Origin of the sequence: Myroides odoratus, assembly GCF_965118575.1 — a bacterium.
Classification (GTDB): domain Bacteria; phylum Bacteroidota; class Bacteroidia; order Flavobacteriales; family Flavobacteriaceae; genus Flavobacterium; species Flavobacterium odoratum_B.
In genome coordinates, this window is sequence record NZ_CBCPHW010000004.1 from 169401 (window position 1) to 195189 (window position 25789).

The following is a 25789-nucleotide window of genomic DNA, read 5'->3' on the forward strand; positions in this document are numbered from 1 at the left end:
ACAAAAACCAATACTATAAAATAATTTATTCTTGTAACCGTATAAAAAACAACCTTTACTTAGTATTACTTCAATTTATTAACAAATAATACTTTTCCCTAAATATACAAATTAATCGCAAATATTGATTTATGATTATAATAAAAATCTCATTATAAGTATCTTATACTTTTACGGATGTAAACCGATTCTTTGTAAAACAAAAAAAAGCCCCAAATACTGGGGCCTCTTCACGTTAACAAAGGTTCCTCAACCTTAACAGATCAACTCCACTTTACCGCTTACAACATCGTAGTATCCGCCTACAACGCCTATTTGTTCTTCAGCAATCAACTTAGTCAAAGAGGGGCTTATGTGCTGGAGTTGTGCGACAATTGAACGTACATTCTCCATCGTAACTAATTCCACCAATTCAGCTTGACTTAAATTGACCTCTTTATTTTGCTCACGTACTATATCTACAATAGGGTGAATGCGTTCTAAAATGGTATCTAATTTTCCTAAACTTGTATGATTACAAGCTCCTGTTACCGCGCCACAACGGCTATGCCCTAGTACTAAAATCAATTTACTTCCCACCACATTACACGCATATTCCATGCTTCCAATCACCTCATCTGTCAATACATTTCCTGCAATTCGCAAGCTAAAAATATCTCCAATTCCTTGATCTAAAACGTGTTCTAATGGAGCCCTACTATCCATACAACTCAAGATTACAGCATGTGGATGCTGTCCGTCTTTCGTTTCTTGCAATTGGTGTAAGAAATTTCGATTAAACTTTAAATTGTTAACAAAGCGGTTATTTCCTTCTAATAATAAATCTAAACTTTGTGCTGGTGTTGTATTGGCTAATATTTCTTTTGTAAATGAATTCATGGTTATATTGTTTTTCTATGTGATAAAATAATGTTGTGTTGTCCTTCTGCTATATATACCGATTTGTGAAATCCAGTAGTTGTGATTAATATATTTTTTTCTTTAGCTTTTTCATTGATAAAGGTCTGTATCAACTCAATGACATCGATATGGATATACCCCATCTGTTTCGCATTGATAGCTAAATGACAATTATCGGGTAACTGATGTAGTTTGTTTTTAATCGCTGTTTTATTTAAAAACGATACTTCCTGTGCAAGTGTCAAGGTATAGACTAGTTGTTCGTCCTTTACGCTATGTTGCATTGAAAAAGCCTTACGCACATTTCCAAGCAATAAAAAGACAATACTCACGGCCATTCCGGCTAGTACACCCATTAATAGATCTGTAACAACCACCATAACAAAAGTGACTATAAAAGGAGTAAACTGCGTATAGCCTTTATGCCAAAAATGGAGGAGTACAGTAGGTTTAGCTAAGTTATAACCAACTAAAATAAGCACCGCAGCTAAAGAGGCCAAAGGAATCATATTCAATACCAAAGGCAATAGGATTACAGCTAAAAATAAAAATACCCCGTGTATAATGGCTGATGCCTTATACAAACCACCTGCATTGACATTCGCAGAAGAGCGCACTACAACCGAAGTCATGGGTAAACCTCCTAAAAAAGAACTAATAATATTTCCAATTCCTTGTACTTTTAACTCTCTATTGGTATTTGTATGGCGTTTTAAGGGATCTAAACGATCTGTAGCCTCAATACACAATAGCGTTTCGATGGAAGCAACAATGGCAATAGTTCCTGCTACAACCCATACTGTAGGGTTTGTAAAACCAGACCAATCAGGTAGAATAAAAATTGAACTAATATCCGACAAACCATTTAATAAAGGGATAGACACCAACTGAGAGGTATTTATCGCCCATGAGCTACCCGAATTAATCCAAAATTGATTAATTAGGATACCAAGTACCACCACTACTAATGCAGCAGGCAGGAATGTTATTTTTTTAAGTACTTTGATTTTACTCCATCCTATTAGAATAAGCAAAGAGAGTAAAGTAATCAGTAAAGTTCCCTTGTGAATAGAAGCTATACCCGAAATATCACTTAGTGCATCAACACCAAAGGCTAAAGGCAATTGCTTCATCAAAATTACCAATCCGATTCCTGCTAACATACCTTCAATAACGCTAGAAGGGAAAAAATTAGCAATAGCTCCTAGACGCAAAAGACCTAAGATTAACTGGATAACTCCGGCAATAATTCCCGCAGTTAAAAGAAGTTGAAAAGATCCTAATTCGCTAATAGCGGCTAATATAATGGCGGCTAAACCAGCGGCTGGACCACTAACACTCACATTGGAATTACTCAAAAAACCAACGATAATTCCTCCAATCACTCCCGAAATAATTCCAGAAATAGGGGGAGCACCGGAGGCTAATGCAATTCCCAAACAAAGCGGAAGTGCAACTAAAAAGACCACAAGGCCTGGAGCTACACTTTTTTTAAGTGTTGCTATATTCATATTATATTTCATTTTTTTGTTTACTAAAGAATTAATTTTACTTGAACTCCCCATCAAATGAACACCATTAAAAAGGCATGGAATAAATGAATTTATTCACAACAAAGTTTTAATTTTGGCGATAAAGAAGGGAGATTCAAATGAAAAGATGACTTTATACGTCGCTACTTGCCATTTAGGCCTAGGACTATAAATCGAGTAAGAATACAAATACAAGGAACCCTTCGGCTGTATGAAAACACACCGAAACAGATTAACAGGTAGATGAGTTCTAACTATTTTTCTTTAAGAAACAAAAAATTCAGGAGGGGGTGATAAGACGTCGAATTCTTGCGATTCGTATACCATTTTTAACTGAGCGAAATGAAAGCCAGATTCTTCTCTATCTTGAAAAAGAAGGTCATCTTGAAAAGCATGAAAGTCGTAGAAATGCCCTTTCTCTTCCTCTTCCGCATTCGTAATTGGTTTTTTATTTTCTTCAGAGATGGTAATCATAGGTATGTCCAACTCAATGCCTGCTAACACCGCAATAGTTGGCGTAGCAATAAAATTGACAAAGAAAAACAATACGACTAAGGATAAGTATCTCATAGAAGCAAAAGTATTTTTTTTTCGAAAGATATAATAATCTGGGGTGTTAATTTTACTATAAATAATACGTGCTTATTTTTTAAATTTTGTTGGCAATTGTTTGTTTAAAAATTGCTTTTACTTTCTAAATACTCAAAAACTTTGAGAACACCAGGCACAGGTATCTCATGCTGAAGGTATTCTTCTTTGGTAAAATAGTGTATACCTCCAATTTCATTGGCTATGGCAATCTTTTCATCGGTTAATTCATATTTATAACAAACTTGCTGCATTAAAACATTCTTCTTTTCTCCATAAGCAGGCGCAACAATATGAGTCAGATAAGACAGTCGTTCAGGGTTTAATACGACAGATAATTCTTCTTCAATCTCTCGAATTAAGGCGTCATGGCTCTCTTCTTCTGTATCTATTTTCCCTCCTGGTAAATACCATGCTTTTTTGTTATTGCTATAGGCTAAAAGCAATGTATTGCCTTCTACACAAACTAGCCCTACTGTTGAAAGATCCATCCACGGTTCATCGACTACAGTTAAATAGTATTCGATGAAACAAGGTTCTGCTGTGCCTAGTTGCTTAGTTAACGAGACTCTACCCCCAACTTTTTTATAAAAATCTGCTGTTTTTTCATCAGCTAATACGGTCAAATAACTCAATCCCGCATGCAAGGCTACTTTCTTTATTTCAACTAACAGTTTCTCCTCCCATTCTTCCTTACAATAATCGGGTAAAAGGTAAAAACTCGTCAAAATACCAAAAGAATCTTGGGAATAGATAGAAAAAATTCCAAGTAATTGCTCCTCTAAATAAGCGATATATACCTCGTTCTGATTCATACCCTCTAAACTATTTTTAATAGGCTCTTGCGTACTAAAAGGCTGATTATTATAAGATATTCCTTGCTTCATAGTATCTTGTACTACTTGAGTATCTTGCAGCGTTGCTTGTATTATACGCAATTTTAAACGGTCTCTAGTCATGATTGAAGAATATTTATATAGCCTTAAACCGGCTAATATAAAAAGAAAAAGCAGGACACTTTCATGCTCCTGCTTTTTCTTTTAACCCATTTTTACACCCAAAACAAAATTGTTTGTTGTGTTTTTTTTAATTTGAAAAATTAAGGTACTATTTCGAAACAACAAACAATTAAACAGAACTATTCTAATTTTTCAAATTAAAAATTGAAATTCTTTAGGTTTAAAATCTTCACCTCCTATTGTTATCTTACTAAAAAAAGAGATTTTTAAAATAAAATAAAGAACCTCAACTATTTATTTAATTCCCTAACAAAGGAAATAACAATCCTTCTAATAAACAAGAAAAAAATGAATTGAAATGTTTTTTTAATTTTAATTTAACACTATAAAATAATTGTTAAAACAAACAATCAATTACCTACTTTTTTTAGCCTATATGCGAAAAAAAAATAAAACACCCTACTTATTTAACATTAAATACCCATCCTCTACTGTATTTAGTTTTTCCTTTCTTAGTACCAATTGCAGTTTACACACTAAATACTCGTTAATCTATTAACTAATTTTCGTGCATTTATTTTTCCTCAACATAAATAAATAGCATCATTAGCAGGCCTCGTTAGGTTGAAAAAAGGAATATTCTTCCCTGACAATCACTGCTTTTATTTTTCTTTTTATTACTCCTTGGACTGTCCTTCAAGCAGAATTTCTCCCCAGGCATTTAATTGCTTCAAAACCTCCACTAATTGCATTCCTAAAGGAGTTAATGTATATTCCACTCTTGGAGGAACTTCATCAAAACGTGCTTTGCTCAAAATGCCTACTTCTTCTAGCTCCTTCAATTGTTGATTCAAAACTCTACGATCCACTGTAGCAATGCCTCTTAAAAACTCACTAGGCCTTTTTTCACCTTCATTCATTCGCCATATAATGGGGATTTTCCACTTTCCACTAATTGCTTTTACAGCATATTCTAAAGGACATATTTTGTCCCTAATTACTTGTTTGTCCATACCTATTTCGGTTTTAAAATCACCGTTGCATTACCTATTGAAGCTTGAAAAAGTTTATCTTAATGAGCGTTATCAAAAAAAAGACACTTTAATCAACTGGTAAACTACCTCCTTGCAAAGTACGAAAGAATCTTAGAAATTCATCACACCTTTCGTGCTAAAATACTTCTCTCTTACTAGCTAACCCTATCGTTTCGGATTCAGAATATAGAAAGTAGAAGCATTCCACTTTGAAAAAATAGAAAAAAATTCACATCCCTTATCTTATTTACTATGACTATAATTATACCATATGTAAGAGAATATACTGAGGATAAAACAAACTAAATTTCAGGAAAGCATGACTTAAAATATGTTATAAAGTTAGTATCCATATCCGAAATTTCTATTTACCTGCTCTATTATTTGGTTTTAGTGCAAATATTATCTTATATTTAGTGTTATTTTAACTTTATCTTAAAGATATGAAAAAAATTACTTTAAGCCTTTTGGCTATTTTCGCTTTTAGCGGGGTTACATTTGCTCAAACTCCCGATATTAAATTAGGAGCTAAAGCTGGTTTAAACATTTCTACTGTATCCGATTTAGATGACTCAAAAAGTAGAACTGGTTTTCACGTAGGTGCATTAGCAGAAATTTTCATCAATGAAAAATTCTCTGTTCAACCTGAGATTCTCTATTCAACACAAGGTGCAAAATCATCTAACCTTGGAGGATTAAGTTATAAACTTACTTTAGATTATTTAAATATTCCTATTATGGCAAAATACTATGTCATGGATGGCTTAAGTGTTCAAGCAGGACCACAAATTGGTTTTAATGTTAAAGCAGAAATGGAAAGGAAACTTCTAGGTGAAAAGGAAACCAAAGATATCAAAGACGAAATTAATACCGTTGATTTTGGATTAAATTTTGGCGCGGGTTATGAATTGCCAATCGGTTTATTCTTTGATGCACGTTATAATCTAGGTTTTACAAAAATTCATAAAGAAGGTGATTCTACTAAAAATAGAGTATTCCAACTTTCTGTAGGATATAAGTTTTAGTTTACCGCTAAGTTTGATAGGCACGCAAGCGATATCAATTATCCTATAGCGATGTAAACCAAAATAAAAAAGGGTTAGCTTTCAGTTGAAAGCTAACCCTTTTTCTATATCTAACTCCTTAGCTTATTCCACAAAAAAGAAAATTCCTTAAACAAAAAAAGAGAACGATTACTCGTTCTCTTTTGGGGTGATTAATGGGTTTCGAACCCACGACCTTCGGAACCACAATCCGACGCTCTAACCAACTGAGCTATAACCACCATGTATTTTTTTGTTGTATTTTGGGTGATTAATGGGTTTCGAACCCACGACCTTCGGAACCACAATCCGACGCTCTAACCAACTGAGCTATAACCACCGTGTATTTTTTTGTTGTATTTTGGGTGATTAATGGGTTTCGAACCCACGACCTTCGGAACCACAATCCGACGCTCTAACCAACTGAGCTATAACCACCGTCTTTGTCATATTTTGACGCTTGCAAAGGTAGCTATATTTACTTATTTTGCAAGCATTTTTAAAAAAAAATTACATCAAATCATCTAACCGATTGACTGCCAAATATCTTTCTACAGTAAATCCCTCTGCGTGCTCTTTATTTATCAATCGCCCTAAGTCTTGTGCACGATAAGCAATACTATCCAAGAAGTTTTTGGAAGTAATTGGCGTTGAAGGTTCTTTGGAATTGACATCAAAAAATTGGGTACCATACGCCAATACAGCTTTTACTTTTTGATCAATAAACCCCGTTACATCAACCACAAAATCAGGTTCAATGTTTTTCCATTGAATATAGTGATAAACTAATTTAGGACGATATGCTTCTTGTTCTTCTCCATTCAAGTGGGTTTCAATGCGTCTTAATCCAGCTAAAAAACAAGCATCAGACACCAACTTACTCCCTTTTCCGTGATCAATATGACGATCCTCAATTGCATTACACAACACAATTTCAGGTTTATACTTTCGAATCATTTTGATGATTTCTACTTGATGTGCTTCATCATTTGTAAAAAATCCATCGCGAAAACCTAAATTTTCTCTTACTTGAACACCAAGAATTTGGGCTGCAGCGACTGCTTCTTGCGCTCTAATTTCTGCATTTCCTCTCGTTCCCAATTCACCACGAGTAAGATCAACAATACCCACTTTTTTTCCAAAGTGAATTTCCTTTGCTAAAGTTGCTCCACATCCTAATTCTACATCATCAGGATGTGCACCAAAGGCTAATATATCTAATTTCATACGCTTAAAATAAAACTTTTTTCATAGTTGTAGATTTATTGACCGTTTCAATAAACTCACTGGTTGGATCACTATCTTCAGTAACACCACACCCTATGTATAAATTAACTTTTTCCTTTTCAATTTCCATGCATCTCAAATTGACGAATAAACGACTCGTCAATACTCCTGATGCATGAGCATAATTCAATTCACCCAAATACCCTGCGTAGTACTTGCGAGAATATCTTTCTTCTTCCAGAAGAAAGTCACGTGCTATCGCTTTTGGCATTCCACATACCGCAGGCGTTGGATGTAAAGCATCAACAACCGTCTTCAGATCAACCTGGCTTAGCTTAGCCTCTATGCTGGTACAAATATGCATCACTTTAGCTGCTCTTTTTGTAAAAGGAAGAGACACTTGTATAGATTCACTCAAGGGCTGTAATTGATTCACAATAAAATCTGTCACATAGCGCTGTTCTTCTTTTTCTTTTTCGCCCCATACTACATCCGGTTGGTTGTAATTCACTTGTGTTCCTGCCAAAGCCATTGTCGTCAAAAACTGTCCTTCCTGCTCTACTAGCGTTTCAGGTGTTGCCCCCATCCACAACCCTATTTGAGGATGATACATCACATAACAAAAAGCTTCTTGATAGGCCATTACCAGTTTTGTAAACAAGACTTGTATATCTTCGACCTTCAAAGTCAATGCTTCTTTTCGCGAAGGGACAACCTTACCAAAAGTCTTTTGCTTAATTGCATTTACACAGCGTTTTACCAAATCTTCAAAATCTGTTTTCGCAGGTTGAGCTTCATAATCCAAAGTAAAGATACCAAAATCACAAGCTGTTGGTGTAAACTCCTCCTCTACGCTTGTTGATTGAGCCAAAGGAATATAAAAGCGTGCCCCTTCATAAAAAGGAGCCATTACAAATCCTTGTTCTTTAAAATCTTCAACAACATACAACGTTGTATTCTGTTGAAATAAACCGATTAACTTCGTTTGGGTTGGTTTTTTATACAAAACAAAGGGCTTATCTTCTTTTATATGCTTTTCCCATATTTCGTATACGCCCATTATTCCTTACTTCTATCAATTACCATATTGGTTATCTTACACAAGGACAATAACACCTCATTTTCATCGGTTATGCGTATTTCCCATAAATGCAACGTTCGACCGCGATGTACTAATCGAGCTGTTCCGATAACGTATCCAGCTCTTTTACTTCGCACGTGATTTGCTGAAATTTCAATACCTCTAATTTCTTGTTGAGTAGGATCGATAAGCATTAAAGAAGCTCCACTTCCCAGGCTTTCGGCTAAAGCAACCATAGCCCCCCCATGAAGTAAACCTGCAGGTTGATGCACCCGTTCATTTACGGGCATTTTGGCCACTAAAAACTCCGGGCCTGCATCAATATATTCAATTTGCAAGGTTTCCATTAATGTGTTTTTACACACCTTAGCGTACATTGCCAATACCTCTTCTTTATTAAAATCCTTTCTTCGTTTCACATGCATAATATAACTAATTTTAGGCGTCTTAAAAGTAAGCCAAAAAAGATGTACTCCTCTTAAAAATATGATAATTCTTTCTTTTTTGAAAGTGAGAATGTATTTCTTCTGCTCCAATACTAAGGTGTATCCTCTTTTTTTTGTATTTTTAAGCCCTTGAAATAAAGAACCAATTTTATTGTAAGGAAACTGAGAATGGAAGACATCCAAAAAGAAGTTCACAAAGCTTTTGAAGTAATTAAAAATGGGGGTATAATTTTGTATCCTACGGACACAATTTGGGGTATCGGTTGTGATGCTACGAACCCAGAAGCCATCAAAAAAATATATCAATTAAAACAACGTGCGGAAAGCAAAAGCATGATTGTATTGGTTAATGGAGATCGTTTATTACATCGCGTTTTTAACAATATACCCGAAGTAGCTTGGGAAATCATGGAATTTAGTACCAAACCTACAACCCTAATTTTGGATAATCCGCAACTGGTTGCCAAAGAAATTATATCCGAAGACCAATCCTTGGGTGTACGTCTTGTTAAAGATCCTTTTTGTTTTAACTTGATTGAACGCCTGAAAGTTCCTCTTGTTTCTACGTCTGCCAACTTGAGTGGTTATCCCTCACCTGAAACCTTTATCGATATTGATTTACGCATTATTGAAGGAGTTGATTATGTTGTGAATTTGCGACAAGATGAAACAAAGAAAATTCAACCTTCTACCATCATTAAATTAAAAGAAAACGCCCAAGTAACTATCATTAGAAAGTAAACGTTACTATTGAATATTATGACCCAAGATAACCCAACTTATAAAGAAGCACTACAACATCCTATTTTTGAGATCATTACCCAAGCAGCAGCAAACTTGAAAGTAGACTCTTATGTTATTGGTGGTTTTGTACGTGATTTTTTACTACAAAGAGATTCAAAAAAGGACATTGATATTGTTGCTATAGGCAGTGGTATTGCCTTAGCTTTAGAAGTATCTAATTTGTTGCCCAATCGTCCTAAAGTGCAGGTTTTTAAAACCTATGGCACAGCTATGTTGCACTATGATGATATCGATATTGAATTTGTGGGCGCAAGAAAAGAGTCCTATCACTTTGACAGTCGCAAACCGGTTGTAGAAGACGGAACTTTAGAAGACGATCAAAACAGAAGAGATTTTACTATTAACGCCTTAGCACTTTCTCTTAATCGCGATACCTACGGTCAGCTCATTGATCCTTTTAATGGCAGTGAAGACCTCAAAAACAAGTTAATTCGCACACCTTTAGATCCAGACATCACCTATTCTGATGATCCGCTGCGTATGATGCGTGGAATTCGCTTTGCTACACAGCTGAACTTTACGATTGAAGAAAATTCTCTCCTCTCGATAACCAAAAATAGCGAACGCCTCAAGATTATATCGGGAGAGCGTATTATAGATGAGTTGAATAAAATATTACTAGCAGAGCAACCTTCCAAAGGTTTTTTACTATTGTATGAAACGGGCTTGTTACCTCTTATTCTTCCAGAGCTGATTGCCTTAAATCAAGTAGAAGAAATTGAAGGACATACTCATAAAAACAATTTTTACCACACCTTAGAAGTAGTGGATAATATTTCGAAAAATACACAGGATGTATGGTTGCGTTGGGCAGCCTTACTTCACGATATTGGAAAAGCACCAACAAAGCGTTTTTCTAAAAAACAAGGTTGGACCTTTCATGGACACGAATTTTTGGGTGGTAAAATGGTAAAGACTATCTTTACTCGTTTACATATGCCTTTGAATCAAAAGATGAAATATGTGCAAAAGATGGTTATGATGAGTTCTAGACCCATTGTTTTATCTCAAAAAGAAGTAACTGATTCGGCTGTTCGTCGTTTAGTTTTTGATGCCGGAGAAGATGTTGAGGATTTAATGCTTTTATGTGAAGCGGATATCACCACCAAAAATCCAACTAAATTTAAAAAATACCACAACAACTTTCAGCTAGTACGCCAGAAGATTGTTGAAGTGGAAGAACGAGATCACGTACGCAATTTCCAACCGCCAATTACAGGAGAAGAAATTATGACACTATTCAACCTACAACCTTGTCGAGAAATAGGCACTTTAAAAGAAGCGATTAAAGAGGCCATTTTGGAAGGGGTTATACCCAATGAATATGATGCTGCGTATGCTTTTATGCTTGAAAAAGCAGCTAAAATTGGACTAACAATTGTAAATAAATAATACTATGAAAAGCTCTTTTTTACCTTTAGCTAAAATTTCACTGATACTTGTGTATATGGTGATTTTTGCAGGAGCAGCTGTTCGTATGACCGGTTCTGGAATGGGATGTCCTGATTGGCCCAAATGCTTTGGTTATTACATTCCTCCAACAGATGAAGAAGTAGTAACTTGGCAACCTAATCGAGAATACCAAAAGGGACAGATGATCATTCACGATGAGGCTTTATGGAAAGCAAAAGAAACTTTTACTACCCCCTCAACCTACGAACAGGAGCACTGGGAAAAATACACCAAGCATGACTATGCTAAGTTCAATCCCAAACACACCTGGACGGAATACATCAACCGCTTATGTGGAGCTGTGGCAGGATTAGCCTGTTTAGCCTTAGCCATTAGCTCTTTTAGCTATTGGAAAACAAGAAAAAGCTTATTTTTTGCTTCTTGGTTGGTTGTATGCCTAATGGTATTTCAAGCCTGGTTGGGAGCTACGGTCGTGTATTCTCTTTTGAATCCGATTAAAATTACAGTTCACATGGTAATGGCCTTGGTAATTGTTGCCCTATTGATTAACATCATAAAAGTGGCTAAACACAAAACCGAAATTAAAAAATACAATGCAACCTTTCGCGTTTTAACCGTTATTACCTTATTACTTACCCTAATACAAGTGGTATTTGGAACACAAGTACGCGAATTTGTTGACGAACAAGTAAAAGCCGGTATCACGAATGAATATTTATGGTTAAATAACCCAACGGTTGAATTTTATATTCACCGTAGCTTTTCTATTTTAGTATTTGTTCTAAACTTTTATTTATTCTTCTTGAATAAAAAATTGAATTTAGGTTTTACAAAAGTAAAATGGGTAGCTATTCTATTAATTTTAGAAATTCTAACGGGTATTTTAATGCAATATGCCCATTTCCCATTCGGATCGCAAACCGCACACTTAGTGCTGGCTTCAATCCTATTTGGAGTTCAATATTACCTCTTCCTAGAAGCTAGAAAATGCTACTATAGTGGGACGAGTTGTGATGATTAAATCTGTATAAAAAACTAAAAAAGGGTTGGAAACTAGTTTCCAACCCTTTTTTTATCTGTTAGTAGTACGTTTTTTTTCTTGCTGTTAACTGTAAACTATAAATCGATTATACCAGTAACTGCAAATCATTTTAAATCGCAATTACCTTCCCATTTTCTTTCTTTGCTACTTCTTGTCGAAGCGAACTACTTGAAAAGCGGTGATCTCTTGAATTAAAATAAAATTCAATTCCTTTTTCTTCACAGTATTTTCTTCCTGTAAAGTTTTTATCTGCATATTCATCACCTAAAATTCTCACATGAATATGAAATGCACGCAAAATATCTTCTAAATCTTGTTCTGTAGTATAAGGCACAATTTCATCTACGAATTTACAACCTTTAAGTTGAATATAACGTTCTACAACCGTTTGTGTTGGTTTATTCTTCTCAGGTCTATCTATAGTAGGATCTGTTTGTAATCCTACAATTAAATAATCACATTGACGTTTTGCATCCTCTAGCATTTTAATATGCCCCGCATGGAGTAAATCAAAAGCGCTAAATGTAATACCAATTTTCTTTGTTGTCATAGCTTATTGGGTTAAAAGTTTCTAATACTGCTTATCTTGTAAGATGCAATACAATTAAACTCTTGATATAAGTGACAAAAATACAAGGTTTTTAACGTAAAATCCAAATGATTTAAGTGAATATTATGTTTTATTACTTCAATGAGCCCTTGAAAATACAGAAACTAGGTTCAAGTCACGACCAAAATAAAAAAAAGATTCCTTTATGAGCACTAAATTTTCTTAGACTATCAAACAAAAATGCTAGTAAACAAAATTTCCTGTTTAAGGAAAGTAAACTCAAACAGGAATTTTGCGATAAATACGATAAAAACAAGATTTCCCGTATAATTTTTTTCAGGATCGAGTAAGGATTGTAGTAATAAAGTTTTTGACCTTCAATATGTTAGCCATACATTGAACCTCGTTCCTACCTAATTCATCTGGGTGTAAACAAAAACAAATACTATTTTTCAGGTCTTATAATATAATACAATACATTCTTCTTAAAGAACAAAAATCTTTTTATTGTACGCTCTTCTCTTTTGATAACAAAATCTTCTTGTATCAAACGATAGTGCAATACTTTGGGTATTGTTGACATCACAACATAATTTTGTCCTTGTTTTCTTTCTCTTTCTAACAAGAGTAAAAAATTCTCAAAACCATCAGTAGCTCCTGATAATTTCAATTGTCGAAACGCTGATTCTAACATTTTATTATAATTTCGTTTTAGTAAGATATTGTAAATATAACAATTAAAACCACAAAAACAATAGTTTTTAGCAATAAAAACCAATCTAAAATAAATAAAAACACAATGTGCTCTTAAAAATTAAATTTAACAAAAATTTAGTTGTACTTTATTTAACTTATAAAAAAAACCTGCATTTATAGTAAGAAATACTTAATATTAAGTCAAAAGCACAAAAGTGGATAAAAATCTCACAATGAGCCAATTGAATAAACTTAATCTAAGCAAATAACAATAGATGCGTTCAAAAGGAACGCTTAACAATAGCACTTAATACTATCAATCCGATCTTTATTTTTATAAAAAAATTCCTGTTCTAGTCTATAAATAGATAGAACAGGAATATGGTGATAAGTAGGAACAGAAGCACTCAGTAGTAGTAACTCCTTGATTCTAATAAAATTAGATAAAAGAATAAGCTTATTGTAGTAAGCGATTATAGACAATTTTTCTTGTTATTCTTTTATTTACTTATCCTTGGTGTAAACAAACGTTAATTCATTGGTTTAAGGACTGAACAATATAATAAGAAATAGTTTTTTTAAAAAACAGGAAACGCGTTAGCGTTTTTTCTCTTTTCTTAATACTGTAATTCTCTTGTATTAATCTATAATGTAGAGTCACAGGAATCTGCGACAAGATGATGAAATTATGTCCTTTCTTTTTTTCTTTATCAAACAAAACTAAAAATGCATTAAAGTAATCATTCTGCTGTAATGATTCTAATTGTAAAACGATTGAATCTAACATTTCATTTATCTTTAGTAAAGTGGTTTTTCGTTACAAATATACTAATAATAACGCAATTTTACTAAAAAACACAAACATTACAGCCTAAAAATCAATCAAATAAACAAAAGAATAACAAATAATAACAATTTATTATTAAAATACTGAATAAATTTTAATATATCACAGTCATCATTCGATTAAAAATAAAAATATACTTTATTTCTTTAAAAAAACACAAAAATGAAACACTTTAAGGAAATATAATTTAATAAAAAACCAATAAATGAGAATAAAAAACAAAATACCTCTATTTGTTCTCGATTAATCCTTTTAATTAAAAGTAAACCTTCATTTTGTCCATACTATTTTATTTTCAATTCTACCTTTGTTGCCCTAGTATACGTGCAACTGCGAGCTAATATACTCCATCTACACCCAAAAAAAAGAGTGAACACTTTTCGTTTCACTCTCTTTCTAGTTAAAATTTTACACTTTACTTTATTTCGTTTTTTTATCGAGTATTGGCAAACGAACTCCTTCAGCTTCTTTCATATCAAAATCCAAAAGTTCACTAATAATCACCGGAATATCTTCTAAATTTAATTCATCAATAACCAAACCTGGTTTTACCATTTTACCATAGGCAACAAATCCCGTATAGATTTGATGAAAATTGGGATAATAGCCATGTTTGCCACCTTTTGTAGGGGTTATAACTTCTCCCTCTGATTGATTCGAAAAAGCGTAACCCAATTTTCCTGATAAAGCTAATTTGGCTGTTTCTTCTCCCCCTCTCGCTTTAATCATTGGCTCGGTAATAATTTCAAACTTATTTTTGTATGGTTCAGGTAGGCGTTGGAGAACTTTTAGTACTTCATCAACCACCTTTTGATTTTTGGGATCTTTGAGTTGCAATACAGCACTTCCTCCTGTAGAGAAGAAAAAGGCTTTATCTAATAATCCTTCTTTTTTAAGCCAGATATTAGGCGCTAGGCTAAAATGGGTAGAAACAAACCCGTGATCTCCAGTAATGATAATTACGGTATGATCTTCTATACCTGCCTGAACAACGGCATCCCAAATATTTCCAATGGCTTTATCTGCTCCTGCAATCGCGCGTTCCACTTCTGCTCCTTCTCTACCTTCACTATGTTGCGCTCCATCCGTATTGGGTAAATGAAGGGTCAAAAGATTGGGTTTGTACGTTTTTAGGATATAAGCGGCGCTCCGACCTAAATTCTCATCCATAGCCAAACTACTCAAATTCAATTGATTTACTTGAATTTGACCTAAAGCTTGTGTTAGAATTTCATCAAACAATCCTTTAGGCGTTGCATACAATTTGGTTGGAGTAATGCGATCCATTGGACGTTCAAAATCCCAAATTTCAGGTAGATTATAATCAATGAATGCATTGTTTAAGGTAATGGGCCAGGAGACTGAAGCTGTTGTCAATCCTTTTTCTTTTGCCATTTGCCATAGTGTAGGTACCTTAATATCTTTACTATCATAGATCCATTGTCCAGGTTGACCATCTGCACCTACTGTTGTATTGTAATATACGCCATGTTTATGTGGCAAAGTTCCCGTTGCTAGGGTTGTATGAGACGGATACGTGACGGATGGAAATATGGTGCGAACGCCCAGAGCGGACACCCCTTGCTTCGCCATTTGTTTCAAATTAGGAGTCCCCCATTTTTCTTGTTGATAAAATTCAGGTCTAAATCCATCAACGCTAACCAATATCACGTGTTTTACTTCTTGTGCTCCCGAAGGTAAGGCAAAAAAACCCGTCAATACTAGGGTAAAAATTATTTTTCTCATGGTCATTTTCTATTTTAGTAAAGGCATAATATAAGGGCTCGTTTTATGAGCTACCAACACTTTATTCATATCGTACTTCATTGTCACTGTTTTAGTCACAGGATCCGTTGTAAAATCGTCCATACCCGCTTTAAGCGGAATAAAATCAGGAATCAAAGCCTTAATATATTCCGCCGTTACGTGTGAATTATTGCCTGCTTCAATTTGAGAAATAGGATATTTAATTCCCAAATCACTCAAACGACGGCCTTCACTCATAAATATTTCTTGACGCAGTAAATAAAGGGTATACAGCAACTGATCTATCGTGGTACTTTGTTCTATTTCTGTTTTTGTCACCTTAGTTCCTGATACTTTATACACCAGAACCTTTCCTTTTTGACGATCTAATACATAACCTTGTTTTTCAGGAGAAGTAGCATCAAAACGAACGGCGACTTCTTGTACCGGGTAACCCGAGCGAATACCGCCATTTCTCGTTTCGCGTTTATCATCTACTAACTCCGTTGGACGTAAAGCAACTACATCTAATAGCGAATATAAATACTGTTTAGTCTGTGCTAAATTATTCGCTGCCAGTGCAACTTCTGCTAAAATCAAATAGCCTTCTTCTTCTTTGGCAAGGGCTAATGGTTTTTGATCATTTTGAGGTGTTCCAACCGAAAAGAATTTAGGATCTAAATAATCCAATCGCGGTAAGGGAGCCAAACGATTTGGCAAAGCATCATAGGTTGCATTTTGCATTTCATTGGGTACGCTATTTTTACCGTCAAATTGAATCGTGTACAAAAGTCCTGGAGTAGTAATAGCTACTTCTGCATATTTTTGAGCTTGTTCTCTATTCCCTGCCTTGTAATAAGCTCTTGCAATAAACATTGCATAGGCATTTTTAATTTCTGCTTTTTGTTCTAATTCATAGGCGAGTGTAAAACTAGCTACTGCATTAGCCAACATTTGTTTGGCTGTGATGACTTTTCCTAAATTAGACTCTGGAAGCCCCAAAAACAATTCTCCTCCCAATAAATTGGCATAACCTTTACAGAAGTGCATATAGGCAATATTAGCTTGAGTCAGGGTATTGTCTTTGGGTAAAATAACCTCTAGACCATAGGTAGCCATTTCGCGTAAAGTTTGGATGCTCGCTTGTAAGCTATTTACATCGGGATCAAAATAGTCAATCTGTGGTTGATCGAATACTTTGGTATATTGGGTATAATTATTAAAGTAATTGTCTGAGGTAATTTCGGTATTGATTACGACACTATTTGTTGTTAGCGCCACTTGCTTTTGTAAGCCAACCACCCAGCTATTTCCCGCATTGGGTTTGCTTATATAGTTATCTTCTGTAACATAGGGATTATCTACACAACTAACGGCTGTTAAGGCTAGGGTGAAAACCAAACTTAAGGTGATACTTATTTTTTTCATGGGTATTGCGTTTACGGCTTAAAAGTTAATTTTAATAGATGCTAAAAATTGTCTTGGTGCGGAATAGGTTGCATAGGCAATTCCCCCTGTTGATGCACCACCTTGTCCTTGGGAAGCCCCACTAATCGTTGCCTCAGGATCAAAAGAAGACGCGGTAAAGTTCAATGGATTTACAACCGTAAGTCCAAAGTTGATGGATTGATAAAAACTTGGTTTCGATGGACGTAAATAATACGTTAACCCAATCGTTCTAATTTTTAGGTAATCTGTTTTTTCAACAAATCGGTTGGTTAGATTGAGCCAATTCGTTCTGCCATTTTTGTCAATTTCTTCTTTCGGTACGAAATCATCTGATGCGCCGTAATTGTATCTAAACTGGGCATCCCAATTGGCCGCATAGCCACCCGTTTGATAATTGGCATTGGCAAAAAGACTCCAGTTTTTATAGCGGAGATTAAAACCCAAATTGCCAAATACTTCAGGTATGGTACTTCCTAAATACGATTGCGGAATCGTTTCTTGCAAGGTTCCATCTTCACCTATAACTCCGTAATTTCCTCGAATGTATCCGATAGGTCTTCCTTCTTCAACAACGGTTTGTAGGGTTCTAGAACTAAACCCATTGATATTAAAAGCAGGTGCCCCACCCGTACTTAATACTTTGTTTTTTAATGTATTTACAGATCCTGTTAACGTCAAACCCCAATCTTGTAAATCAATTGCTTCTAAGGAAAAGTTCATTTCAAAACCTTTATTCTCAATTTCACCTATGTTGTACAACTGACTTTTTGTATAGCCACTCGAAGGTGCTGGTGGTACGTAGAATAAGGCATCTTTCGTTTTTGAATAGTAATAGCCTACAGAAAGTGATAAGCGGTTTTTCCAAAAAGAAGCATCTACACCCGTTTCCCACGTATGGGTTTTTTCTGGTTTTAAATCATCATTCCCAGGTTGACTAAAACGCGTGGCTTGATCGCCTAAATAACCATCAAAGGAAACCGTTTTTTCATTGGCATAAGCAGGAGGAAGATTTCCAGCTACACCATAACTTCCGCGTAAGCGCAAGGAATTAACTAACGCATTGGCAAACCAGCTTTCTTCTGACATCACATAGGATACCCCTACTTTTGGGTAGTATTGTACCCCAATATTTTTTCCAAAAGACGGATTTCGATCCCCGCGAACACCTAAGTCCAAGAATAATTTATCTTTATATCCTATATTCTCAGAAAGATAGAAACCGTAGTTTAATACTTCACTAATATATTCTTCACTGGTTCTAATAGCTGCTTCTGAGATTGAATAAGCACCATCGCGAATATTGCGTCCTTCAATAAGGGTTTGATTGTCAGAATTTCTAAACAATTGCCCACCAAGCGTAGTAATAAAAGAAAAATTGCCCTGTTTAAAATTGTGTTGCCCATTAAATTCTACCGTCAATCCTAAATATTTGCGTTGTATTTTCTGAATACTTCCCTGATCTTTAATCGGTTGTCCTTTTGTAGCGGTTAGATATTCATTGGTTTCTATATTTTCTTGATCTTGAATTCTATAGTCCAATCCCCCAACTAATTTAAAAGATAAGTTCTCCAAGGGATTGTACTTAAACTGTTGGGACGTTGTAAAACGATTTACGGTGATATTGTTATCTTGTAAACGCTCGGCATTATCAACAAAGGTTTTCATCACGACAAACTCTTCCTCCGTAAGTTCATTTAAGCGATTTTTAAAACCTGGTCCGGTTACTTTAGAAGCACCATCTTCGGCAAACCATAAGCCCGTATAGCCGCCTTGGTTTCCGTTTCTATTGCGTTTGTATTGGTTATACACATATAAAAAGGAACTTTCATAGGTAACCGTTTCGGAAAGTTTGGCATGAAACCCAGAACTTAAATCAAACTTTTGATTTTCATTTTGTTTGTGAATTTGTACGCCTGATGAATTCTGATAGCTTGTACCAAAATTATAGCCAAACCCGCTATCAGATTCTCCGTTTAAATTCAAGCGGTATTTTTGATAGAATCCATTTTCGAATAGCAAATCTTTGGTACGATCAAAATACAAGAAATCAGTAGTTGGGGTTTCAACTCCCATTTCGGTAAACACATTGACATAGGTTCCTGGCATTCCTCTTTTCTTGGTAAAGATTTGAATCACCCCATTGGCAGCATCTGACCCGTATAAAGTAGTTGCTGCTCCTCCATTGATAAATTCTATTTTTTCGATGTTATCCATTGGAATATCGGCAATGGAACTCATAGAAGCGCCTTGTGCACTTCCTCCTAAGGTGGTTCTGGTATTGTTATTGTCCAAACGCACACCATCGATATAGATAATTGGGGTACTACTCAAAAAGGCAGAATTAACTCCACGAGAGCGAATTAATGAGGTTGCCCCCGCTTGTCCACCTGTAATATTAATCTGTGCATTGGGTAATTTAGTTGCTAGCAATTGATCGATACGTTGGGCTGGTATTTTCTCTAATTCACTGGCTTTAATAACGGTAACATTATTGGCTAAGCGCTTTTTTTGTACATCTGCACCCTGTCCTGTTACAACAATTTCATTTAGCATTTGGTTGTCTTCTTCGAGCTTGACCAAAATATTTTGGTTGTTTTTAGCAAAACTCAACTCTTTGGTTTTAAACCCCATATAGGAAAAGGAAAGGGTTATAGGTGATTTTGTAACCGTGAGTGCAAAGTGCCCCTCTAAATCGGTAACGGCAATAAACTCATTTTTGTTGTCTCGTACATCTACACCAAGAATGGGAAGTCCGTGTTCATCAACTACTCTACCTTTGAGTTCTATTATTTGATTTTGAACGGAAGCATTGCTCTTTACTAAGATTTGATTGCCTTGTGCCTGAAAAGAGACATTGGCTTTGGATGTAATAACGCGTAACAGCGCTTCTAAGGAATCATACTCTCCTACAATTCCATAGGCGGTATTCACAGGAATATCTTCGGTAATGTATACGAAATGTTGTTGGGTCATTTCCTCTACTTGGTCAAACACTTGTTTTAGGGTTGCTTGACTTTGGGTTAACTTCAATTTGGACGTTTTTTTGACTTGGCCTTGTATCTGCTCAATCTGAATTGGATACCGTGGGGAGGCCTGTGTTGCTATACTTGTAAAAGCAAGTGTGGCAAACAATACGCTTTTTTTCATGGGTGTAGTTATTTAATTTTATTGGTTTTGGCTAAAGTGAGGGCAATCGTTTTTAGGGCTATATGCATATGACTTTCAATGGTTTTGACAGAAAGATTTAAAATGTCTGCTATTTGATGGTACTTGAGTCCATCGATTCTACTCATCTCAAAAATGCGTCTCGATTTGGGTGGTATCTTATCAATGATTTGCAACAGTGCTTTTCGCAAGTCATCTTCTTGTTCGGATCGAATGATATCTTCTTCAATCGCGGGAACGTAATGCTTGTGTTCTACGGCATCAAACTGCAATTCCATTCGGTTCTTTTGGGTCGCTTTTTTATGTTGGAAGAGCCTATTTTTTGTCATCGTAAATACATATACTTTGGGGTTCATAATTTTCCCCAATTCTTCTCTCCTTTGCCAGATATAGTAAAATACATCGGATACATTTTCTTCTACGAGGTAAACATCTTTTTCATACGTCAGGGCAAAACGACACAGGTATTGGTAATATTTAACGTAGAATTGTTCAAAAGCAAGTTTATTTCCCTGAGCTATTTCTCGAAACAATTCTCGGTCATCTTCTTGGTCATCTTCTTGTTTATTGTTGCTTTTTTGATAAAGGGTGTTTTGCATGGGAGTCGATTAAATAACGGTTATTTTGTAAAGTGATGGTGCTATTGGTAATAAAAGCAAAAGCTTGAATAAATTCTGCTAAAGACTGATTGTCAAAAACACCCGTAATGCATTTTTCAGCCAAGAACTTATCTTGGATATAAAAGGAAACACCATAAAAGTGATTAATTTCAATCAAGGCTTGAGCTAAGGGCTCGTTGTTAAAAACAAGCTTATTCTCTCTCCAACTGGTCTGCTGATCTACATCGGCTTTGAGTCGCTTTACCTCGCCAAGGGTTGTATTCCACAGCAATTGCTCATTGGGTTTGAGGTACAATTGTTCGCCATTGCCCATTTTTGCCAGTATTTTTCCTGAGAGTAAGGCTACTTTCTTTTCATTACTTAGGGTATTCACACTAAATTGAGTCCCTACAACTTCAATTTCGAGGTCTTCGTGTTTGACGATAAATTTTTTATGGGTGTTTTTTACGACATCAAAAAAGGCTTCTCCTTCTAACCAAGCTAAACGCATGGAGTCATTTTGGGTATATTGCAAGCGTGTCTTTCCATTTAAGGTAACAACACTCCCATCTTCGAGGGTGACTTTTTTGCGGATACCCGCTGTGTTGGTATAGATCGCGTAATCGGAATGGGACTGCTCTTTTCCAGGTTGATTCACTTGATAGGCAATGCAAAAACTGGCAACTAACATAAAAAAGGTACAGGCGACTTGCCCATAATAGGACGAAAGAAAACGGAATCTCTTTTTGGGCTTTTCTTGGGCTTTTTGCCATACCTCACTATTGGTCGGATAGGATCTCCACAGTAATCGATAAGTTTGGTAGGTACTTTTTAACTCTTCATCAAAAAGTAAATCGATCTCAAATGTAATGCACTCTTCTTCGGAGTATTCTTTAGCGAGATACTTAATACATCGCTGCTTCTTAGGGTCTTGTTCACTCAAAACTAATGTAGTATTTGGTTTAGTAAAGGAGTGAAATAATTGGTTTTATCCCTAGAATTTAAAGTTATTGAATTGTTAGGTTTGTATTATGAATTTTGGACGGATTAGGGGATGGGGGAACAGGAAGTATGGAACTGGGGAAATGGGGGTGCCGGGGACAGAGAACAGAAAGTCGTATGGAACTTTTTCGAGCGGAATTTTATACTTACACAGTTTTTGGTACAGTGTCAGAAATTAGCTTTTAATCTAAATCAAAATTCAAAAATATTAAAATAACCAATAAAGGTCTTTTGATTTAAGATAATAGGGTGTGCTCTTAAAAGATCACACCCTAATTTTTTTATTTTACTAAAATATATCCTATCTAAGTAAAAGTTCCACCAATCGGATTTGCCTAGTTCTTATCTTGATTGTTGTCAAAATAAGCAATACATGTATTACTAAACTTCTAATGGCTCTAAGTGGTTGTATTTAGAACTTTATAGCAAACCATAATTTGAATCTACTTTGTCACAGCTACCCAATCAATAAAATCGCATAAACCGATTAACTCTTCTTGTTTTAGTCTAACTACGGTATTAGCACTTCCTCCAGCAGGATAAAGCTCTTGATGTTTTTTTAAAGATTCATCAAAATAGATCTTAGTTGATTCTTTTACCTTAAAAGGACAGACTCCTCCTACTCGATGACCTACTAGTTCTTCTACATCTTCATATTTAAGCATCTTGGCTTTGATACCAAAAGTATCTTTGAAATTCTTATTATCTATTTTACTATTTCCTGAAGCGACGACAAGAATAGCTGTTCCCTTTTCTGAGGCATAAAGCGTTATACTCTTTGCTATTTGGTCACTTTCACAACCAATCGCAATTGCAGCTTCATCTACGGTAGCTGTACGCTGTTCAAACTCAATAAAACGATCTTCAAAACCCTTGCTTTTTAGATAGTCTTTCACTTTTAAATGGTTCATACTAATTAATATTGGTTTTTAAAAATAGAAATTATAATGCAATTGGCAAGTTTTAATAACTAAGACTAATGTTTATGAAAGCCTAATAGTACCACTTGGTTGACAAGACTTAAAAAACTTTAGGTAAACATACTTCATAAATTCACGTACAATTATTCTTTTAATTTACTTGGGGAAATCCCAAATTTCTTTTTAAATGCGGATATGAAATGTTGAGGATTCTTATAACCTATTAGATCAGCTACTTCATAAACAAATTTATTTTCATTCAATAAATAGTGCTTCGCTTTCTCCATCTTCAGATTAGTTATATAGACAAAAATCGTAGTTCCGAATAGTTCCTTAAAACCTTGCATTAATTTTCTTTTATTGATACCAATACTCTGGGCAAGGTATGAAATCGTTATAAATTCATTTATATGTTCATCAATGAGAAATTTAGCTTCATATATTTTCTCTTTGTCAGTCGTTTTATAAGAAAAAAGTCTTGCTATGCTTAATTGCTGTTTCTCTTGCAGTTGCAAAAGAAAGAGTTCAGTCATTTTTGCTTCTAAAAACAAAGCTTTCATTTTGCCGGAGTAGTATGTATTATCTATTTGAGCTATTATAGCAAACATTTCAGGACTGGTTGTTAACGGATAACCTTTAACAAATTCACCTAATGTAACCTTATCAAAGTTGTCCATTAATTTTTCAAAATGGGATAAACCTATTCTGATTTCTAGAAATCCGCCACAAGTTGTCGGGTGCATCAATACTTCTTGGCGACTGTCTGTAGCGTAAGTAAGCATATTATTTCCCTTATGAATATCCATTGAATAACGGGATGAATTTACATTACTTGTACCATTAAACCTAAAGTGCATTTCTAATACTTCGTTTTCAATATCTATATAAAAAAGTTCTTTTTCAGCCAGATTATAATCACAGCGAATAAATTGCAAACCATCAAAACTTGTTTCACGAAAGTAGAGCATTCCACCCGATTTACTTCGAAGCTTATTTTCCTTTTCTACATAATCCACAAAAAAATTGCTTTGAAGGTTATGTCTTTGAATGATTGTATTTTCCTGAATTTGCATCATTGCGTAGTTTTTAATCACGATTACGTTATCGGGCTAATTGTCTAAATAAGAACCTTTGTACAAATTTAAATAATAAGATGATTAAAGACACAAATAACACATACAAAGTTGCTGTCATAGGTGCAGGACAGGCAGGATTAGCAACAAGCTATTTTCTTCAAAAGGCGGGTATAAAACATATTGTGCTGGAGGAAAATATAATTGGGCATTCGTGGATTTCACAGCGTTGGGATTCATTTAAAATGAATACACCAAATTGGATGACAGAACTTCCAGGAATGCCATTATCCCAAACAATAAGAGAAAATTTTATGGACAAAGATGAGTTTGTGGAATATCTCACTAATTATTCTCAACAGTTTGAATTGCCAATATTGGAAAAATATAAGGTGGTTAATATTAAAAAGCAGGGAAGTCTTTTTGTAATAATTACAGAGAATAATGGAAAAACACAGGAGATACACGCTGACACAGTTGTTATCGCTTCAGGTATAATGAACAAAATAAAGTTTCCTACAATAGCTGAAAAAATACCAGATAATATAGTACAACTTCACGCTTCGCAATACAAAAACCCCAATCAACTGCTCAAGGGAAATATTCTTATAGTTGGTGGTGGACAATCTGGTTGTCAGATAGCCGAGGAATTGGCACTTGCAGGCAGAAAAGTTTATTTAGCAAGCAGTAAAGTTTCCCGTGCACCAAGACGTTATAAAGGGAGAGATATAATGGAATGGTTGAATTTAATGGGAATTCAGGACATATCGACACAACAGCTTCGAGAAAACCCTAACCTTAATGCTACTCAACCCCAAAGTTCGGGTGTTGGAATTCTAGGACATACCGTTAGTTATCAATCTTTAAACAAATTAGGAGCTACTATTTTTGGAACATTCAAAAACATTGTTGACGGAATATTTTATTTCGCGGATAATGCAAAGGAAAATATTCGCTTTGCCGATGATACTTCACGGACAATTAAACAAAACATAGATACCTATCTTAAAAAACATCCTGAATTGGAAACGGGAATTGAAGAAGAAGATTTTGCTGATTTGTCAGATATAGATTGTATATCTGCTTCAAAACACAATAAAATTAACGCATTAGAATCCGGTTTTACTTCGATTATATGGGCAACGGGTTTCGGATATGATTTTTCTTATTTAGAAAGTTCTTTGCTCGATGATAAAGGAATACCTAAACATTATGATGGAAAAACATCACTTGAAAATTTATATTGTATCGGTTTTCCAGGGCTGAGAAAGAAAAAATCAGGATTGGTATTTGGTGTTAAAGAAGATGCAGAGGTAATAGTAAAGAGAATAATATCTAAAATAGAAAACACTTTTTAAAACTCTGACATCTTTCTATATAGTAGGACAAAACCTGCTATCATTCAATATAAAGTAAATAATAATTGCTCTTTAAAAGATCAATACCTATAATTTTAAAAAAAGGCTTGAAACAATATAGATTTTCAAGCCTTTTTAGTTCATTATTTTTTGATTTTGGAGCATTTGAAAGACAAATGAATCCAAAAAGTTCTATCCTATAAAAAAAACAAAACGCATATTACTTTGTTGGTTTAAAACTAATACAAACAATATGCACTCAGAAGACGATTTAAAAGCCCTTGCTAAAATCCTAGCATTTATGCGAGCCGTAAG

The 25789-nt window shown here is 34.8% G+C and carries 23 protein-coding genes and 3 tRNA genes; 5 read left to right on the forward strand and 21 right to left on the reverse strand.

The window, feature by feature from the left end; all coding sequences use genetic code 11:
• Positions 1-255: 255 nt before the first annotated feature.
• The 5 genes from ACMHJ2_RS04810 to ACMHJ2_RS04830 all read right to left on the reverse strand — a co-directional run bounded on the left by ACMHJ2_RS04810 (position 256) and on the right by ACMHJ2_RS04830 (position 4992).
• Positions 256-879 carry a carbonic anhydrase gene (locus tag ACMHJ2_RS04810; protein ID WP_413511826.1) on the reverse strand — a complete coding sequence of 208 codons (624 nt, stop codon included), beginning with the start codon at positions 877-879 and terminating at the stop codon, positions 256-258.
• A 2-nt stretch (positions 880-881) separates the two neighbouring features.
• On the reverse strand, positions 882-2423 hold the full coding sequence (locus ACMHJ2_RS04815) for a SulP family inorganic anion transporter (RefSeq protein ID WP_413511827.1): 1542 nt from the start codon (positions 2421-2423) through the stop codon (positions 882-884).
• A gap of 273 nt (positions 2424-2696) precedes the next feature.
• Positions 2697-3002 carry a hypothetical protein gene (locus ACMHJ2_RS04820; RefSeq protein ID WP_413511828.1) on the reverse strand — a complete coding sequence of 102 codons (306 nt, stop codon included), beginning with the start codon at positions 3000-3002 and terminating at the stop codon, positions 2697-2699.
• A gap of 104 nt (positions 3003-3106) precedes the next feature.
• Complete coding sequence (locus ACMHJ2_RS04825) at positions 3107-3979, reverse strand: NUDIX domain-containing protein (RefSeq protein WP_413511829.1); 873 nt, start codon at positions 3977-3979, stop codon at positions 3107-3109.
• A gap of 677 nt (positions 3980-4656) precedes the next feature.
• The gene (locus tag ACMHJ2_RS04830) at positions 4657-4992 is read right to left on the reverse strand and encodes a winged helix-turn-helix transcriptional regulator (RefSeq protein ID WP_413511830.1); all 336 of its coding nucleotides are present in this window, start codon (positions 4990-4992) and stop codon (positions 4657-4659) included.
• Between the two features lie 464 nt (positions 4993-5456).
• On the opposite strand from ACMHJ2_RS04830, the gene ACMHJ2_RS04835 reads away from it, so the two are divergent.
• Entirely contained in the window at positions 5457-6038 is a 582-nt protein-coding gene (locus ACMHJ2_RS04835; RefSeq protein ID WP_413511831.1) for a porin family protein, read from the forward strand.
• Between the two features lie 183 nt (positions 6039-6221).
• On the opposite strand, the gene ACMHJ2_RS04840 is transcribed toward ACMHJ2_RS04835, so the two are convergent.
• The 6 genes from ACMHJ2_RS04840 to ACMHJ2_RS04865 form a co-directional block, all read right to left on the reverse strand.
• Positions 6222-6298 (reverse strand) — tRNA-His (locus tag ACMHJ2_RS04840).
• Positions 6299-6322: 24 nt separating this feature from the next.
• Positions 6323-6396: transfer RNA gene (locus tag ACMHJ2_RS04845), tRNA-His, on the reverse strand.
• A 24-nt stretch (positions 6397-6420) separates the two neighbouring features.
• A tRNA-His gene (locus ACMHJ2_RS04850) sits at positions 6421-6494 on the reverse strand.
• A 72-nt stretch (positions 6495-6566) separates the two neighbouring features.
• Positions 6567-7283, reverse strand: a complete 717-nt coding sequence (gene bshB1 / locus ACMHJ2_RS04855; RefSeq protein ID WP_413511832.1) for a bacillithiol biosynthesis deacetylase BshB1 — start codon at positions 7281-7283, stop codon at positions 6567-6569.
• 4 nt (positions 7284-7287) lie between these two features.
• Positions 7288-8343 (reverse strand): isochorismate synthase, encoded by a 1056-nt coding sequence (locus ACMHJ2_RS04860; protein WP_413511833.1) that lies wholly within the window; start codon positions 8341-8343, stop codon positions 7288-7290.
• Positions 8343-8789 carry a PaaI family thioesterase gene (locus ACMHJ2_RS04865; protein ID WP_413511834.1) on the reverse strand — a complete coding sequence of 149 codons (447 nt, stop codon included), beginning with the start codon at positions 8787-8789 and terminating at the stop codon, positions 8343-8345. The genes ACMHJ2_RS04860 and ACMHJ2_RS04865 overlap by 1 nt, the downstream gene beginning before the upstream one ends.
• A 189-nt stretch (positions 8790-8978) precedes the next feature.
• Between ACMHJ2_RS04865 and ACMHJ2_RS04870 the strand changes: the two genes are divergently transcribed.
• From ACMHJ2_RS04870 to ACMHJ2_RS04880, 3 genes are read left to right on the forward strand one after another with little or no spacing between them, the layout of a single operon-like run.
• Complete coding sequence (locus tag ACMHJ2_RS04870; RefSeq protein WP_413511835.1) at positions 8979-9551, forward strand: L-threonylcarbamoyladenylate synthase; 573 nt, start codon at positions 8979-8981, stop codon at positions 9549-9551.
• 18 nt (positions 9552-9569) lie between these two features.
• On the forward strand, positions 9570-11006 hold the full coding sequence (locus ACMHJ2_RS04875) for a CCA tRNA nucleotidyltransferase (RefSeq protein ID WP_413511836.1): 1437 nt from the start codon (positions 9570-9572) through the stop codon (positions 11004-11006).
• 4 nt (positions 11007-11010) lie between these two features.
• Positions 11011-12048, forward strand: coding sequence for a COX15/CtaA family protein (locus tag ACMHJ2_RS04880; protein ID WP_413511837.1), 1038 nt, complete (start codon positions 11011-11013; stop codon positions 12046-12048).
• Positions 12049-12178: 130 nt separating this feature from the next.
• Here ACMHJ2_RS04880 and ACMHJ2_RS04885 read toward each other — a convergent pair whose 3' ends face one another.
• The 10 genes from ACMHJ2_RS04885 to ACMHJ2_RS04930 all read right to left on the reverse strand — a co-directional run bounded on the left by ACMHJ2_RS04885 (position 12179) and on the right by ACMHJ2_RS04930 (position 24119).
• Positions 12179-12619: an adenylyltransferase/cytidyltransferase family protein gene (locus tag ACMHJ2_RS04885; protein WP_413511838.1), complete on the reverse strand. Its 441-nt coding sequence runs from the start codon at positions 12617-12619 to the stop codon at positions 12179-12181.
• A gap of 445 nt (positions 12620-13064) precedes the next feature.
• Complete coding sequence (locus ACMHJ2_RS04890) at positions 13065-13313, reverse strand: hypothetical protein (RefSeq protein ID WP_413511839.1); 249 nt, start codon at positions 13311-13313, stop codon at positions 13065-13067.
• A gap of 537 nt (positions 13314-13850) precedes the next feature.
• Entirely contained in the window at positions 13851-14102 is a 252-nt protein-coding gene (locus ACMHJ2_RS04895; protein ID WP_413511840.1) for a hypothetical protein, read from the reverse strand.
• A 480-nt stretch (positions 14103-14582) separates the two neighbouring features.
• Entirely contained in the window at positions 14583-15908 is a 1326-nt protein-coding gene (locus ACMHJ2_RS04900) for an alkaline phosphatase family protein (RefSeq protein WP_413511841.1), read from the reverse strand.
• A gap of 9 nt (positions 15909-15917) precedes the next feature.
• Positions 15918-17336, reverse strand: a complete 1419-nt coding sequence (locus ACMHJ2_RS04905) for a tetratricopeptide repeat protein (protein ID WP_413511842.1) — start codon at positions 17334-17336, stop codon at positions 15918-15920.
• A gap of 18 nt (positions 17337-17354) precedes the next feature.
• Positions 17355-20504, reverse strand: a complete 3150-nt coding sequence (locus ACMHJ2_RS04910; protein WP_413511843.1) for a TonB-dependent receptor domain-containing protein — start codon at positions 20502-20504, stop codon at positions 17355-17357.
• A gap of 8 nt (positions 20505-20512) precedes the next feature.
• Entirely contained in the window at positions 20513-21121 is a 609-nt protein-coding gene (locus ACMHJ2_RS04915) for an RNA polymerase sigma factor (protein ID WP_413511844.1), read from the reverse strand.
• The gene (locus ACMHJ2_RS04920; protein WP_413511845.1) at positions 21087-22064 is read right to left on the reverse strand and encodes a FecR family protein; all 978 of its coding nucleotides are present in this window, start codon (positions 22062-22064) and stop codon (positions 21087-21089) included. The genes ACMHJ2_RS04915 and ACMHJ2_RS04920 overlap by 35 nt, the downstream gene beginning before the upstream one ends.
• A 502-nt stretch (positions 22065-22566) precedes the next feature.
• Positions 22567-23034 carry a YbaK/EbsC family protein gene (locus tag ACMHJ2_RS04925; RefSeq protein WP_413511846.1) on the reverse strand — a complete coding sequence of 156 codons (468 nt, stop codon included), beginning with the start codon at positions 23032-23034 and terminating at the stop codon, positions 22567-22569.
• A gap of 152 nt (positions 23035-23186) precedes the next feature.
• Positions 23187-24119: a helix-turn-helix domain-containing protein gene (locus ACMHJ2_RS04930; RefSeq protein ID WP_413511847.1), complete on the reverse strand. Its 933-nt coding sequence runs from the start codon at positions 24117-24119 to the stop codon at positions 23187-23189.
• Between the two features lie 77 nt (positions 24120-24196).
• Here ACMHJ2_RS04930 and ACMHJ2_RS04935 point away from each other — a divergent pair, with 77 nt between their 5' ends.
• Complete coding sequence (locus ACMHJ2_RS04935; protein WP_413511848.1) at positions 24197-25474, forward strand: NAD(P)-binding domain-containing protein; 1278 nt, start codon at positions 24197-24199, stop codon at positions 25472-25474.
• Positions 25475-25789: the final 315 nt, after the last annotated feature.